This is a genomic window from Methylobacterium sp. 2A (assembly GCF_009806555.1).
Lineage (GTDB): Bacteria > Pseudomonadota > Alphaproteobacteria > Rhizobiales > Beijerinckiaceae > Methylobacterium.
Map to the genome: position 1 here is coordinate 264,327 of NZ_VUOK01000003.1, position 14,915 is coordinate 279,241.

Sequence of the window (14,915 nt, forward strand, 5' to 3'; positions counted from 1 at the left end):
CCGCCACGACGGCTTGCCGTCGAGCCCGTCGGCTCGTCTCCCTGGTCTCGATGCCGTCAGAAGTCGACGTGCAGGCGCGTGGCGAAGGCGTCCACTGGCCCCCGGTCGCGGTTGTATCCCGGGCTGTCGACGTGCTGGTAGTCGAACGTCACCGTCACGGCCCTGCTGACGCCGACGGCGTAGTACGCCTCGAACGCGCGCTCGGCGGCGTACCGAAGCCGCCCGTCGCCGACGACCAGGCCGAGGCCGCCCGCCGCGAGGTATGCCCGGTGCGAGGGCGACAGGGCGTTCATCACGGCCCCGACGCCGACGGTGTCCTGCGCTCTTCCCCAGCCGGCCCCCTTCAGCGAGAGGCCGCCCGAGAGCGAGCGGTCGATGTCGGCGAACGACAGGTTCTCCGTCCGGCCGTCGCCGTCGCTGAACCGGAGGAACGAGCCGAGGTCGGCCGTCAGGGCCTGCTCCAGGTTGACGTAGAAGCCGCTCTTGCGCCTCGGGCGGCGCGTTGCGGCCGCGGCTTCGTTGGCGTCGGCGAACGCGCCCGCCTGCGTGAGGGCGACGACGTCGCGATAGTTCGCGGTCACGCCCTCGTTGCTGAACAGGCCGACGCGCAGCTTGCCCGGCTGGTGGAGGAGCGGAAGGGTATGGCGCTCCTCGAACTCCAGCGTGGCCCCGCCGCGCCGGAGGACCCTCGGGTCCAGGACGTCGCTGGACGGCTCCTTCGGGACCTGCGTGTAGGCACCGCGGACGGCGAACGCGCTCCGGTTGTACTCGACCATGACGCCCTGCGTGTAGCCTGGCAGGTTGGCCGGGAAGTCGTAGGCGCCGGAGGCCCACAGCGACCAGTTGAAGAAGTCGACGCGCGGGTCGTGCGCGTAGGCGTTGCCGTCGAAGAAGTCGCCGAGCGCGAACTTGCCGGCCACCACCGTGACCCGCTCGACGTCGCGCGTCCCGGCCAACTGGTTGGGCCCGTCGGGCACGGTCTCGGTCTCGCCGCCGAGCCCGAAGGTCTGGCGCACGTAGTAGCGGTTCGACCGCAGCCGGGGCGCCGCGGCGCCGGCCTTCTGCGCCTCGCCGTTCAGGAAGCCGGCGACGCCAGTGGTCCGGCTGAGGCCGAAGCCCTGGCTGAACTCCGGGTTGTAGTAGAGCTCGGTGCTGTCGGTCAGCCTCAGGCCGAGGAACACGGTCGCGGTCGTGGTCTGCTGGGTCTGGCTCGGGACCAGGCTCTGAGGGCCGACGTAGGGCGAACGGAAGTTTGGCACGCCCTGCGCGACGAGGGTCGTCTGCCCGTGCACCGAGATGCGGTCGGAATTGCCTGTGTCCGGATCGTGCGGCGCCGCGTCGTCGGGTTCGGGCGGCAGGGCGAGGCCCCCCGGGAACCAGTAAAGGCGGGCCAACACCTGGTTCGAGGCGGCGCCGACGCGCGCGGAGAAGGGGCCCCCGTCGGCGCCGGGCACGAAGCCGAGCCCGAGGCGGTCGGTCCGCCCGAGGTCCAGGTAGCGGTAGTCGATGCCGAGCGCGAAGTTCGGGAGGATGGCGAACTGGATGCCCGCGCCCAACGTGAACCCGACCGACCCGAACTCGCGCCGGCCGCGGTCGGGGGCGGTCCCGTCCTGCCCCGGGAACGTCGACAGCACGTGGCTGTCGGCGGCCGCCAGGCCGAAGCTCCCGTACACGAGGTAGCGGTCGAAGCTGTAGCCCAGCCGCGCGCGGAGCGTGCCGTACGCGCCGGTCTTGGCCCGCACGATGTCGAGCCCGTCCAGCCCGTCGCGGCGCTCGTAGCCGAAGCCGGGGGTCGTGCCGAGGACCGGCCGCTTGAGCGATGCCGCCGAGAGGTCCGCCTCCAGCCCGATCACCGTTTGCCCGGCCTGCCAGTCCCAGCCGAGGGCGAGGCCGCCGACCGCGGAGGTCGCCCGCCGGCCGGCGTCGTTGCGCCCGGCCCCGTCGCCTGTCCGGAAATCGGGGAGGGTCCGGCCCCCGACGCGCGGCGCGCCGAGGTCGAAGCCCCCGTACGACGCGCCCCCGCTGGCCTGCCCGGCCAGGTACGGCCCCGACCAATCGACGAAGCTGGCCGCGGACGGCGCGGGGATCCCCAGGTCCGCGGCTCCCGCCTCCGGGATCAACGGGACGCACCATGGAGCGGCGATCGCAAGCCTGACTAGGGTACGCATGGCTAAACTTCCGAACGTCGCACGCCGGCGATGAATCGTCTGATTGGCGGCTTTCGCTCCGACGGGGCGAGGCCCGCGAACGTCGCCCCGAAGGCATGGGCGTCAGTCACAAACCCGCAAGACATCTCGATGACGGCCGGATCCCGATCGCGCCATGGCGCCCCTCCGGCCCGTCGTGGACGGCGATGGGCTGGCGGGCAACCCCGGAATCCACCGCAGCCTCGATTCGGTCACTGGCGTCGTACGGATGTCTTGCGCCCGCGGCCGCCGCGCGCGGGCCGGCTGACGTCGCGGCGCAGATCCGCCAACGAAGGACGCCTCGCCTGTCCGCGCGGGTCGGGGGAGGGCAGCTTTGCGGGCCCCCGTCTCACGCCGCTTCCGGCAACGCAAGACGTCCAGGGCGATCCTGGGCAACCGCGGCCGCCTGCAGTGGGCCCGGCGCCCGAACCCAGGCACACTCCAGGCGACCCGTGGCGGGATTCAGCGACCAGTGGGCCGAAAGACGAGGAGGCGCCGTTCCTTCGCGAGGGGGAATGGCGGGCGCGGACGCGGCCCACGCGAGATGGACGATGGACATGAGGGTCTCCTGGGACGGGCCGCGCGTGCGGCCAGGTCCCGGGTTCACCCTTCCAGGGCGAGTCCGTGCGACCTAGCCGGCGCGCGGCACAGTCGATCGACTGTGACTGTCGCTGGGCATGGGGTGGAGAGGGTTCCGGTGTGCGACGCGGGCGGCACAGGCGCGCCGGCGACGGCATTCCAGTAAACGAAGGGCCGAGGCGGTCAAGCCCAAAAATCATGAATCCGATTGACGGATGAGCAAGTTAGGCCGCATTTTCTTGGGCCGGACTGTGATTGTTAGTCTCGGCTAAGATGTCGAGTGTCGCCCCGCCGAACCGACGCACCTCATTCACTTCCATGCCTCGGCGGGTTCGTGGGGCGGCCGACGGGTCCTTGTCGATTTCGACCGTCATGACGCATATCCCGACCGGGATGCCTGGTGGGACGGAGTGGGCCCGCCGCCTCGATATGACCGGCGCGACGGCTCGCCAGCCGCCGGCCGGACCCGCGTCCCTGGTCCTCCTTGAAACCGCATTCGAGGTGTCGTCGTCGCCGTGACGCTTGTATAGCGGGAGCTTCCCCGACATCCTGGGCCGCACGCGGTCGCGCTCGTTCTTGGCCTTCTGAGCCACGTCCATGTCCAGAGCCGATCGCCGACATGATGCCGTCGCCGAACTCCCCTGGATCGGCTCCTGGCAGGCAGTGCCGTAGACCGTCGCCAAATCCCGGAACCGGTAGATCGGAAGGCCGGCGGGCAGCATCGGGTCGGCTGGCAGATACCAGATCGGGGGCCGTGCCCGACAGCGGCACCGACGAGGAGGCGGCGGCCAGCAGGGCCCCGCGGATGCGGGCCAGGTCGAAGACGCGGCCGGGTTCTCGCAGCGGCACCCGCAGGAAGGTGACGAACGGCATCGGCGTCGGCGCGGGATCGATCCCCGGCTCAAGCCAGGCCGCGCCGGGAATCTCCGTCGCGGCGGCGATCGCGCATCGGGCACGCGACGAGGTGGGGCGAGGCCGGGAAGGATGCGACGTGGAAGACCGAGCGACCCCGGCGCGATGGCGCCGGGGTCGCTCGATTCATTTCGCTTCCCGCACGGCCCGGGAGGCTTGCCCCACCGGCCATTGGATGATCTAGGGCTCGCGGCTCGACCTCGGAAGGGAGCGTGACATGGCCAGCCTCTGCCGCGACGCGGACCCGATCGGCCGTGCCTGCGGGCCAACGGGCGCGCCTGCTGCCGGGCCGTTCCGGCACGATGGGGACGCCGCGGCCGCGGCGCACTGCCTCCGCGACCCGTCGAGCGCGTGGACCGGCCTCGCGGTCGCCAGGACGAGGGCCGGCATCTCGCCGGCCACGTCCGCACAGGTCCCGCGGCAGGCCCGGCGGAAGTTCCGCGGGGGCGAGGGGCAGCGCTTCGGGTGCAACGACGGGCCCGTCGCCGCCCGCCCGAACGGCGCCGCGTGAGGCCACGATGCAAGCCTGGATCTACACGCTGATCCCGGCCGCGGCGGCCATCCTCGGGGCCGCGATCGCGGCCAACCTGCGGCCGGGGGCCGTCTTCGTCAGCGCCATCCAGCATCTCGCGGCGGGGGTGGTGTTCGCCGCTGCCGCCGGCGAGATCCTGCCAGACCTGAAGCATGTCGGCTCCCCTTGGGCCACGCTGGTCGGGGGCGCCGTCGGCGTGGCGGCGATGCTCGGGGTCCGCATGCTGGAGCGGCGGGCGGCCGGGCCGGTGGGGCTGCTGACCGTGACCGGCATCGACATCCTGGTGGACGGCCTCGTGCTGGGCATCGCCTTCGCATCCGCCGCGAGGGCCGGCTTCCTGCTCACCGTGGCTCTCACCGTCGAGGTGCTGTTCCTGGGCCTCACGGTGGCCAGCGAGCTCGGCGAGGGCGGCGCATCGAAGTGGAAGGTGGTCGGCGCGACGGCGGGTCTCGTCCTGCTGCTGCCGCTCGGCGCCCTGCTCGGCGGTCCCGTGGGCTCCATGCCCGCCCCCGTCCAAGGCGGCTTCCTGGCCTTCGGCTTGATCGCGCTGCTTTACCTCGTCACCGAGGAACTGCTGGTCGAGGCGCACGAGTCCGAGGACCGTCCCTGGGTGACCGCCATGTTCTTCGTCGGCTTCCTGCTGCTGCTTCTTCTCGACGAGCTGGTGGGATGAGGCCCCGCGGGCGAGGCTCGCCCGCTGCCGGCCGCCCGTCACCCGTCGTGCGGCCCGTTCCCGGGCGCCGCATGGGTTCCGATCTCCGCGATCAGGGGGGCGCCTGACGCCGACCGGGATCCGCCAGCAGATCTCTGAAGGGCGAGCCATGTCTGCCCCGGGGCCGACGCCCACCCGTTCCGGGGGGACGACAAAGGTTCCGCGAGCGGCGACAGGTCACCTCCTGCGTTGGGCTCCCCCGACGCCAACTCATCGGCAAATCGTCGCGGATGGCCAGCGGGGACCGGGAAACCGAACTGCGAGGGGGCGCCGATCCCGCCCGCGGCCTCATGCTCGCGGGCGAGGATCCGCCCGGCCGGGCCCCGGCCACCAGTCCGTGGTGTCGCCTGGGCCGCAGACCCCGCCGCGCATGCGCGTCCGGGAAGTGGGACGGAATCGCAGGAGCGCCGGCCCGCGGGCTGGTTCAAACTGAGACAGGACTCGAAACGATGCACCCTGTACCGTGAGCGACGGTACTCGTAAGATACGTCCACCGGGGTCAGGGCCGAGAACGATGCCGACGACGCGCCGGCTTGGCTTGTGGGACGCGGACGTGTCCGTCGGAATGTCGCCCACGACGAGGCCGGCAGGGCTTGCTGCGTGAAGCTTGGATTGCCTGCGGTTGCGAGGACCGAACCGACCGCGATACGAGTTCCGTCTCGCAGCGACCGCCCCGAACCCGAGAAAAGTCGCCACGATCATCCCGATGCCGCGGCCGAGCGCCGCCGGATCGGTTGAAGGGCTAATGGCCGAGGTCGAGGGCTGATGCCACCTGTCGCCGATCGCGGCCGCGATCGGCTTTCATCACGACAACCGACCCAATCGATCTTCCCGCTTCCGACATACAATCCCTGCGAGGAATCTCGCTGACATGGCGAAGTGAGCGTCTTTGTGCCGGAAACGTTCGCCAGCGACCGTCATGTGAATGCATTGATGAAATTCATCAGGGCCGGGACCATGGTCGTCGCGTCATAGACGACTGAAACCTCCAGCGGTGGAATCGATAAGTCGAGGGATCGGAAAACAACGTCGGCGGTCGTGCTGATTGCCAAACCCGAGGGAACGACGGCAAGGCCAAGCCCGGCTGCAACGAGGGCAAGGAGCGAGGTCACGGTTGCGGCTCTATGGACGGCGGTCGGCACCACACCGATCCGGTCCAAAACTTCCCCGCCGAGTTCCCCGCCGTGCGCCGCGTAGACGACGAACGCATCTCCTTGAAGTTGATCGGGGCGGATCCGATCGCAGGACACGAGCGGATGGGTGGCAGGCAGCGCAACCACCAGCGACCAATGCTCGATCACGCGATGGGCCAGCCGCTCGTCGCGGAACGAGGGCAGGAACACCATCAGTCCCATGTCGATGCGGCTTGCCAGGAGCGCATCGCGTTGCAGCGTCGGATACAGCTCCTCGAAGCCGAAGGTGACGGCGGGCGCGCGTCGGCGGAAATCGCGGACCAGGCGCGACATCAGTCCCGAGTACGCAGCGGCGCCGGTGTAGCCGATCCGTAGGTGGCCGGCCTCCCCGCGCCCGGCGCGCTGAACGACCTCGATACTGTGTTGGGCCTGCGCCAGGGTTGCGCGGGCCTCGGCCAGCAAGAGGCGCCCTGGTTCGGTCAACGCCACCTTGTGTCGGCCTCTATCGAACAACTCAACGCCGAGCATGCCCTCCATGCCGCGGATCTGCGCGCTGAGCGCCGGCTGCACGATGTTGAGGCGTGCGGCGGCTCGCGCGAAGTGTAGTTCCTCGGCGAGACAGACGAACGATCGTAGGTGCCGAAGCTCAAGGTTGATCATCGATCCTGATCACAGCCTGCATCAATGACGATTGGCGGTCGCGCAGGGACGCCGGTATGCCGTCGGGTGTGCCGCAGGCATCGGATCGTTCCCCGCACCGGGCCAAGGGAGCGTCTCGCGCGGAGGTCAGCCGACTCGTGCGGCGCGAGTTGGACCGCGGGATCGGCGGTACCGGGGCCGCGTCGCATCGAGGCAACGTTCATTCGCTAGGTTAAGGGTCGTGTTGCCGCAAGGACGTTTCCGTTTTTTGATCCCGGCGGTGCTGCTGGTGCCGTTACCCGTCGTCGGTGCCGCGGGCCGACTTTGGCAGCGCCTGATACACGCCGGAGAGATGGCCGCCATCAGCAGCGCAGTCGCCGATCTCCCGCCCGGAGCCACGGCCGCTTGGACGGCCAAGCCCCTTCTGCCTTGGACCAGTCCCGTCACGGGGCAAGTCTTGGTGCAGCGCGAGACCGGAAGCGCCGACTTTGCCTGCAAGGACAGCGTCTACTCGCTCGATGGATCGTCGGTCCAACTGTTCGCCATCACCCTGTGTCGCGTCGGTCGTGACGCCCCTTGGCGCAACGACCGGGACGGCTCCGAGCGATGGGGCGGCTGACCCAGACCAGCGACGTGTCCCACGAGGAGATTCGAACCATGGTGTTGCCTGACAAGCTCCCGACTGCCGTCGCCGCATGGATGAACGCCCTCGGGCAGACCGGGCCCTCGGCCGATGCCGCCCGCCGTTCCGCGCTGAGCGACGACGTGAGACTGACCTTTGCCGGCCAGACGGTCGTCGGCATCGATGCGGTCTTGGCTCACCAAGCGCGGATGCCGGCCGGACCTGCGATGCAGGCGCTGGAATGGCGCCTGTTGCCCGCCGCAACCGCCACGAGGCTGGCCCTTCGCGCGAGGTTCACCGGCGGGGCGGATGGGCGCACTGGTCCCAACGGCCTCTCGGCGCTCGATGTCGCCTTCACTCTCGGAGACGACGGGCGCATCCAACATCTGGAGCCTTCGCCGCACCACAAGGAGCCTGCTGATCTCAAGCCTGCCCTCCGCGTGGGGGATCGTGCCCCGCCGTTCGTGCTGCGCGATACGAGCGACCGGTCGACGTCGTTGCACGGAGGGCGGGTCCCGGCCACCCTGATCGTCTGGACCTGCAACCACTGCCCCTGGGCACTTGCCTGGCATGAGCGCATACAAAACGTGGCGCGTGATTATGATCTGTTGGTCCGCGTCCTGCAGATCAACGCGAACGACCCGATCGTTTCCCCCCATGACACGCTGGATGCCTGCAGACATCGGGTGACGGCCGGGGAAATGGCCAGTCCCTACCTGATGGACGCCGGCCAGGAAGTTGCTCGGGCATGGGGCGTACGCCATACCCCAGAGGCGTTCGTGCTCGATGCCGACGGACGGGTCGCCTATCACGGTGCGCCGGATGAGGACCACCGCGACCCATCCCGCGACGCCGGATGGCTGCGCGCCGCCCTGGACGCCGTGCTCGCCGGAAGGGATGTGGCAGTCCCTGAGACCAAACCCGTCGGTTGCACCGTGAAGTGGACCCTCGGGTCCGGTCCTGGCGGGAGCGAGCGATGACCCCGCCGCATGTCGCACTGCTTTACTGGGAGGACTGCCCGTCTCACGCGGAGGCTTTGACCCAGCTGCGCCGCCTCCTGCCGGAGTTCGGCTTGGATCCACAGGCCATCGAATTGCGCGAGATCTTGGTCTTGCGGGAGGCGAGGGACGAGAACTTTGTCGGCTCGCCCACGATCCGTGTCGATGGCCGCGACATCGCGCCGGTCGGCGATGAGCCCGCCGCCTTGACCTGTCGCCTCTACCGCCACCGCAACGGTCGCTACGATCCGCTCCCCGATGACGAGGACATTCGCGATGCGCTGCGGTCGTCCGTGCGGGAGGCCGGGAAGCCGAATGCCGCGCCCGGCGATACGGAAGTGCCATCGGAAACATCCACCTAACGGGACGGTCGCTCGGCCGCCCCCATTGGGATCGGGCGGTGCCGTGATGTGACTGCCAGCTCCGCCCGCAAGGGGGCCTCGGGGTTCGCGATGGCCGAGCGCATGGGGCTTTGCTCCGCGGTAGGGGCCTGCCCGAAGTACGTGTATGTGATCGCCGTCTTCGCGCGGATCGAGAAGGCGACGCTCGTCGTCCTGAGGTCGTAGACGGATCGCCCGGTCGGGCAGGGGGACCGAATGCCAGGACGCAACTTCGACCTTTGGGAGGTCGCCTCCCACCTCATCGCCCTCGCGGTCGCGTACGCCCTGGCCCTGCCTATCGGCTGGAACCGCGAGCATGAGGCTCGGAGCGCAGGGCTGCGCACCTTCCCGCTCGTGGCGATCGCCAGTTGCGGCTTCGTGATCGTCGCCATCCGAGTGCTGGGCCAGGATTCGGCTGGTCAGGCGCGGATCATCGAGGGTCTCATCACCGGCGTCGGCTTCATCGGCGGCGGCGCGATCCTCAAGCGCGCCGGGGGAACCTCCGGCACCGCCACTGCGGCGAGCCTGTGGGCGACGGGTGCGCTCGGGGCAGCCGTCGGCTACGGGCTCTACGACATCGCCGCGATCCTATCGATCGTGACGTTCGCGACCCTACAGCTCAACACAGCGTTCAAGGGATAGGCCGCCGGTGCGGGCCGGCGAGGCGGACCCGCACAGCCCGCCCCGCCACGCGCCCGACCGGCTCGGCGTGCTCAGGATCGGGGAGCTCGCCATCCGGAAGTCGGACGCTGCCCGCCGGCTCCGGCATCTCGGTGGGCACGAGGGTCTTTTCGGGTCAGTCGTCATTTGAGGCCGATGACCTCGCCCGCCGGTCTCCGGCGCGGTTCACGCCGGGCCGTGCATCCCGGGGCGACGCACGGCCCGACGGCCCGCGTCGGCGCCCCCGAGGGGTGACCCCTTCGCCAGCGGCCTTCGCCGCGCGACCACGGCCGAGGATCACCCTGGCCGCATTGACGTCACGGTGCTCGTCCGCCCCGCACGGGCAGCGGCGCCGGCGGAGCCGCGCCGCACCACCCGCACTCGGCGGGCGTGCTCTACGCATCGACCAGGATCAGCGCGGCACCGGCTCTCGCGGCCTTGTAGCGGACCATCCCGGTCAACGTCCCCCAGCCCGCGTCCTGGATGGACCGGTTCATCCATTCCTTCTGCGCCATGTGCGTGCCTGGCTCAGGCATGGCGCCGGAGGCCGGGCACACCATGTTCGCGACCGCCAATTCCTCCAGCGCGATCTGCCGGATGCCCCAGCCAACGGCCGGCGCGGGGTAATCCGCCAGCAGTAGCGGCTCGGTGGTTCACTCGCCTCTCGGGTGGCAAGGTTGCTGCGAGGGGGGCACGGGCTGCTTCACGAGGTGAGATGATCCTGTCCCCATCCCTGCCATGCTCCACCATCGAAGGCCTCATCCGGAGCGACGGTCGTGTCGAGGTCGTCGCCCGAGCGCGCCGTGTGCAGGGGCGCTGTCCCCCCCAGCGGCGCAACCAGCTCAGCCCCTCACAACCGCTATGACCGCCGTCCAGCCGATCTGCCGAGCATCGGTCATCCCGAAGCACTGCACCTGCGCGCCCGACGCTTCAACCGCCATCATGAAGAGGTTGGCAATGAGCATTGTCAGGGAAGGCCCGGCTGACTACGGCCTTCCTGCGCGCGCAGATCGTTGTGCAGGGTCGTCGCCGCAATCGCGGCGTGGCCCATGGCGACGCTGATCTGATCGAGAGCGTAGACGATGTCGCCCGCGGCATAGATGCCCTCGCGGCTCGTGCGCTGCTTCTGGTCGACCGCGATGCAGCAGCCGTCTCCCATCTCCAGCCCGAGCGCGTGCGCGAGGCCGTCGTTCGAGTCCGATCCCAGCGCGGGGTAGACGGTGTCGAAGCGGCGCTCGCCGCCACCTTCCAAAAGCGCGGTGACGCGGTCGTCGTCGAAGACAAGCCGCGCCAGCGGACGTGCCTCCATCGCGACGCCGGCCCGTTCGAGAAGCGAGCGGTCGCCGGCCGTGATCTCCATCGGGCCGGTCGGGAGAAGCGTGACGTCAGCGGAGTAGGTGCGTAGGAACAAGGCCTCCGCGACGCCGCGCGCGTCAGCGCCGATGACGCCGATCGCCTGGCTCGTTGCTTCGAAGCCGTCGCAGACCGGACAGTACCGGAGCTGGCCGCGATCGAGGGCCCGTCGGTGCGTGTCCGGATCGACGTCTGGCCGCCGGTTCACGGTTCCGGTCGCGAGGATGAGGGTGCGTGCCACCAGGGCGATGCCGTCTCCCCGCGCGAGAAAGCGGCCGGGATGCCCCTCGATCACGTCGATGCGGCCCCTCACGAACCGAGAGCCGTAGCGTCCGGCCTGCGCCGACATGCGCGCCAGGAGTTCTTCCCCGCCGATGCCGTCGGGAAAGCCGGCGTGATTGTGCGAGCGCGGGATCCATTTGGCCCGGCTGTTGCCGTCGTCGACGACCGCAACCGTCCGGTGGTAGCGGGCGAGATAGATCGCTGCCGTCAGCCCGGCAGGGCCACCGCCGATCACGAGCGTGTCTATCGGCCGCTCATCGCTGCCGCTCATTGCCATCGCCTCCTCATGGCTCCGGACGAGTGCCGCCCGCGGATTGCGTGAACCGGCCCAGGTTTCCCGGAGACGTTTTGGTTTGGGTCGGGCGGCCGAGGCTCGCACCTCGGCTGGAGCAAAGTAGCGCGTCTCAGCTTCGGCGGGACATAGCCCAATGCGCAGATCGAGCCCCTGTTTGCCGAACCCATCGAGGCCAGCAGCCCGGAGCGGGCTGCATCGGATAGCCCGACAGGTGCTACGGCCGATCTCTGCGGCAAACGCCGATCGCCTCTTCCGATGCGAGAGCTCCTCACACAAATCGTTCGAGGCAGGCCAGCTGCCGTTCCGCTCCCCGCGAGGACAAGTATCACTCCAGCGTCCCATGTCCCGTCCCTGGCGCGCTCACGGTGCGATGCTGCTTCAGGATCGCCGCGTGCTCCCACTCTGTTCGATCCTGGGGATGCGGAGATCACCTCCCGCGCTGCCCCATTCGTCGCCTCCTCCCCGGCGCGATCCTCCATCGCGCCGCCGGAAGCATGGTCGGTCAAAAGGGCGCGGGCATCATGGGAAACTCCGATGAAGAGACTTCGCATCGTGCGGGCCGGTCCCTGGACGCTCTCCCTGGCGGCCCTGGTCGCGTTTGGCCTCTACGGCAACGGCCTCTTCGAGCCGAAGCCACGGCGGATGGCGTCGACACCGGACCGAACCCAAATCGGAGGCCCTTTCCGTCTGACAAGCCACAAGGGCGAGGTGCTGACGGATGGTGACTTCGAAGGCAGGCCACTCGCGGTCTTCTTCGGCTTCACCCACTGCCCGGAGGTGTGCCCGACCGCCCTCTTGGAGATGACCGAGCTCTTGGCGGCGCTTGGCCCGGATGCGGACAAGGTCACTGCCTTGTTCGTCACGGTCGATCCCGAACGGGACACAAAGCAGATCCTCGCCGACTACCTCCGGGCCTTCGACCCGCGCATCGTCGGCCTCACCGGGACGATCGCGGAGGTCGAGGCGGCCGCGAGGGCCTACCACGCCTACTTCCGAAAAGTCCCGATCGAGGGCGGCGGTTACACGATGGACCACACGGCTACGACCTACCTGATGCGCCCTGGGGGCGGGATGGCGAACGCGCTCGACCCCCACGAACCGAGAGAAACCCGCCTGCTGAAGCTGAGGCGGCTGATCGCTCGCTGAGGCGGAGGGCCGATGCAGCGCCCTCCGACGCCACGTCCTTCGTCCAAGGCGGGGCGCTACCCGCACGGGGCGGCCGTCAACGGACGCTGACTGCCGGAAGTCAGCGGCGCGGACGGTCCGCCACGTCTCAGGCGCTCCGGATGGGTGCTAGGAGCCGAAGCGCGTTCATGGTGACGAGCACGGTGGCGCCGGTGTCGGCCAGGATCGCCGGCCACAGCCCCGTCGCGCCGATCACGGTCGTCACCAGGAATACCGCCTTCAACCCCAGCGCGACCGCGATGTTTTGACGGATGTTGCCCATGGTCCGCTTCGACAACGCGATCATGGTGGCCACATCCGTGACCCGACCGTGCAGCACCGCCGCGTCCGCGGTCTCAAGCGCCACGTCGGTGCCACCCCCCATCGCGATGCCGATGTCGGCCGCGGCGAGGGCCGGCGCGTCGTTGATGCCGTCCCCGACCTTGGCGACCTTCCGGCCGCCCGCCTGCAACTCGCGGACGATGCGTTGCTTGTCCTGCGGCAACAGCTCGGCCCGCACCGCGAGGCCCAGATCCCGCCCGATCGCCTCGGCGGTCAGCCGGTTGTCGCCGGTCAGCATCACCGGCTCCACGCCCGAGGCCCTGAGCGCCTCGATGCCGGCCCGTGCGTCGGCGCGCGGCTCGTCGCGCATCGCGACGAAGCCGGCGAGCGCGTCGCCGTCGAGCAGCACGGACACGGTCTTTCCCTCGCCGTTGAGCGCCGCGATGCGCGTTCGGTGCTCCTCGGGCACGGTGACGCGTTCCGCCGCCGCGGCCGGCGAGCCGAGGAACACCGCCTTGCCGCCGACCCGGCCGAGGATGCCCTTGCCGCCAAGGGCCGAAGCGTCGCTCACGGGGGGCACCGGCACGCCCGCGGCCTTGGCCCGCCCCAGGATGGCGAGCGCCAGCGGGTGGCTCGATCCGGTCTCCAGCGCCGCGGCGAGGGACAGCACCTGGTCCTCGGACCGCCCGATCGCCACGATGTCCGTCACCTTGGGCCTGCCCTCGGTCAGGGTGCCCGTCTTGTCGAAGGCCACGGCCTTGATGGCGCCGAGCCCCTCCAGCACCGTGCCGCCCTTCATCAGCAAGCCGCGCCGGGCGCCGGCCGAGAGGGCAGCGGCGATGGCCGCCGGCGTCGAGATGACCAGCGCGCAGGGGCAGCCGATCAGCAGGATCGCCAAGCCCTTGTAGATCCATTCGCCCCAGGCCCCGCCGAACACCAGCGGCGGCACGACCGCGACGAGCGCCGCGACCGCGACGACGGCGGGTGTGTAATAGGTGGAGAAGCGGTCGATGAAACGTTCGGTCGGAGCCTTGGCCTCCTGCGCTTCCTCCACCAGCTGCACGATCCGCGCGATGGTGTTGTCGGCCGCCGCCGCCGTCACGCGCACGCGCAGCACCCCATCCGCGTTGACGGTGCCGGCGAAGACGGCATCGCCCACCCCCTTGCGCTTGGGCGTGCTCTCGCCGGTGACCGGCGCCTCGTCGACGGCGCCGGTCCCCTCGGCCACCTCGCCGTCGGCGGCGATGCGGTCACCGGGCCGCACCAGGATGACCGAACCGACGGTCAGCTGCTCGGCGGGCACCTCGGTCGTGGTGCCGTCGCGCTCGACCAGGGCGGTCTTGGGAACCAGCGCCGCGAGGCCCTGGATCGAGGCCCTGGCCCGGCCGGCCGCCACGCCCTCCAGCAGCTCGCCGATCAGGAACAGGAACACCACCGCGGCGGCCTCCTCGGCGGCCCCGATGACGAGGGCGCCCGCGGCCGCAATCGTCATGAGGCTTTCGATGGTGAAGGGCGTGCCGAACCGAGCTGCGGCGAAGGCGCGCCGGGCGATGGGGACGAGCCCGACGAGGACGGCGGCGCCGTAAAACCAGGGCTCGTAGGCCGGGACGACCTTGGCGGCGAGCCAGGCCAGTGCAAAGGCGCAGCCGCTCGCGGCTGCCAAGCGGATCTTGGCACCCTGCCACCACGGTTCCGCCGCTGGCGTCCCATGGTCGTGGCTCTGGGCCTGCCCGTTCGCATTGTCGGGGCCATGGCTATGGGTGCCGGTGCCATCGACGTCGGCCTGAGTCGCCTGGGACAGGGGCGCGGCGCGATAACCGCCGAGGCCGTTGACCTGGCGGACCACGGCGACTCCGAGATGCGGGTCATCCTCATGCTCGACGGTCATCGTCCCGGCTGTGACCGACACCGACACGTCGGAGACGCCGGGCACGCGGCGCACGGCGTTCGTGATCTTGGCCGCACAGGCGGCGCAGTCCATGCCGGCGATGCGGTAGCGGGAGGTAGCCAGTGTGGGATTCATGGAACGTGGTCCTTGTCGCCTCGCCAGGGCGTGTACGACCTCTACCGACTAGAGGTTCAAGCCCCATGTTCGGGGCGAGGTCCACCGCGCTCCTGAGTGTCGCGCCGGGCTCAAGAAGCCGACGATCCGCCGGGGGTACCCCGCATCCGATCCTGGTCCGGCC

General features: G+C 70.1%; 12 protein-coding genes. 8 read left to right on the plus strand and 4 right to left on the minus strand.

The features are described 5' to 3' along the window. Window positions 1-56: 56 nt before the first annotated feature. Window positions 57-2,168: a carbohydrate porin gene (locus FVE89_RS01445; RefSeq protein WP_071000279.1), complete on the minus strand. Its 2,112-nt coding sequence runs from the start codon at window positions 2,166-2,168 to the stop codon at window positions 57-59. Between the two features lie 1,726 nt (window positions 2,169-3,894). Between FVE89_RS01445 and FVE89_RS01455 the strand changes: the two genes are divergently transcribed. Next, entirely contained in the window at window positions 3,895-4,188 is a 294-nt protein-coding gene (locus tag FVE89_RS01455; protein ID WP_043075190.1) for a hypothetical protein, read from the plus strand. A gap of 7 nt (window positions 4,189-4,195) precedes the next feature. Next, on the plus strand, window positions 4,196-4,882 hold the full coding sequence (locus FVE89_RS01460; RefSeq protein ID WP_071000280.1) for a transporter: 687 nt from the start codon (window positions 4,196-4,198) through the stop codon (window positions 4,880-4,882). Window positions 4,883-5,838: 956 nt separating this feature from the next. Here the strand turns inward: FVE89_RS01460 and FVE89_RS01465 are convergent. Next, entirely contained in the window at window positions 5,839-6,714 is an 876-nt protein-coding gene (locus FVE89_RS01465) for a LysR substrate-binding domain-containing protein (RefSeq protein WP_024828459.1), read from the minus strand. Between the two features lie 223 nt (window positions 6,715-6,937). Between FVE89_RS01465 and FVE89_RS01470 the strand changes: the two genes are divergently transcribed. Genes FVE89_RS01470 through FVE89_RS01490 form a run of 5 tightly spaced genes read left to right on the plus strand, consistent with a single transcriptional unit; the run spans window position 6,938 to window position 9,335 of the window. Then, the gene (locus tag FVE89_RS01470; protein ID WP_160532426.1) at window positions 6,938-7,312 is read left to right on the plus strand and encodes a hypothetical protein; all 375 of its coding nucleotides are present in this window, start codon (window positions 6,938-6,940) and stop codon (window positions 7,310-7,312) included. Next, entirely contained in the window at window positions 7,300-8,295 is a 996-nt protein-coding gene (locus FVE89_RS01475) for a thioredoxin family protein (RefSeq protein ID WP_052516998.1), read from the plus strand. Before FVE89_RS01470 ends, FVE89_RS01475 begins: the two co-directional genes overlap by 13 nt. After that, the gene (locus FVE89_RS01480; RefSeq protein ID WP_024828456.1) at window positions 8,292-8,675 is read left to right on the plus strand and encodes a hypothetical protein; all 384 of its coding nucleotides are present in this window, start codon (window positions 8,292-8,294) and stop codon (window positions 8,673-8,675) included. The genes FVE89_RS01475 and FVE89_RS01480 overlap by 4 nt, the downstream gene beginning before the upstream one ends. 48 nt (window positions 8,676-8,723) lie before the next feature. Next, window positions 8,724-8,879 (plus strand): hypothetical protein, encoded by a 156-nt coding sequence (locus tag FVE89_RS01485; protein ID WP_159392780.1) that lies wholly within the window; start codon window positions 8,724-8,726, stop codon window positions 8,877-8,879. A gap of 30 nt (window positions 8,880-8,909) precedes the next feature. Continuing rightward, complete coding sequence (locus FVE89_RS01490; RefSeq protein ID WP_043075188.1) at window positions 8,910-9,335, plus strand: MgtC/SapB family protein; 426 nt, start codon at window positions 8,910-8,912, stop codon at window positions 9,333-9,335. Between the two features lie 985 nt (window positions 9,336-10,320). Here the strand turns inward: FVE89_RS01490 and FVE89_RS01500 are convergent. Further along, window positions 10,321-11,259, minus strand: coding sequence for an NAD(P)/FAD-dependent oxidoreductase (locus FVE89_RS01500; RefSeq protein ID WP_043075186.1), 939 nt, complete (start codon window positions 11,257-11,259; stop codon window positions 10,321-10,323). 558 nt (window positions 11,260-11,817) lie between these two features. Between FVE89_RS01500 and FVE89_RS01505 the strand changes: the two genes are divergently transcribed. Continuing rightward, the gene (locus tag FVE89_RS01505; protein WP_024828449.1) at window positions 11,818-12,429 is read left to right on the plus strand and encodes an SCO family protein; all 612 of its coding nucleotides are present in this window, start codon (window positions 11,818-11,820) and stop codon (window positions 12,427-12,429) included. Between the two features lie 127 nt (window positions 12,430-12,556). Here the strand turns inward: FVE89_RS01505 and FVE89_RS01510 are convergent, their stop codons facing one another. Continuing rightward, window positions 12,557-14,752 (minus strand): heavy metal translocating P-type ATPase, encoded by a 2,196-nt coding sequence (locus FVE89_RS01510; protein ID WP_071000281.1) that lies wholly within the window; start codon window positions 14,750-14,752, stop codon window positions 12,557-12,559. Between the last annotated feature and the right edge of the window lie 163 nt (window positions 14,753-14,915).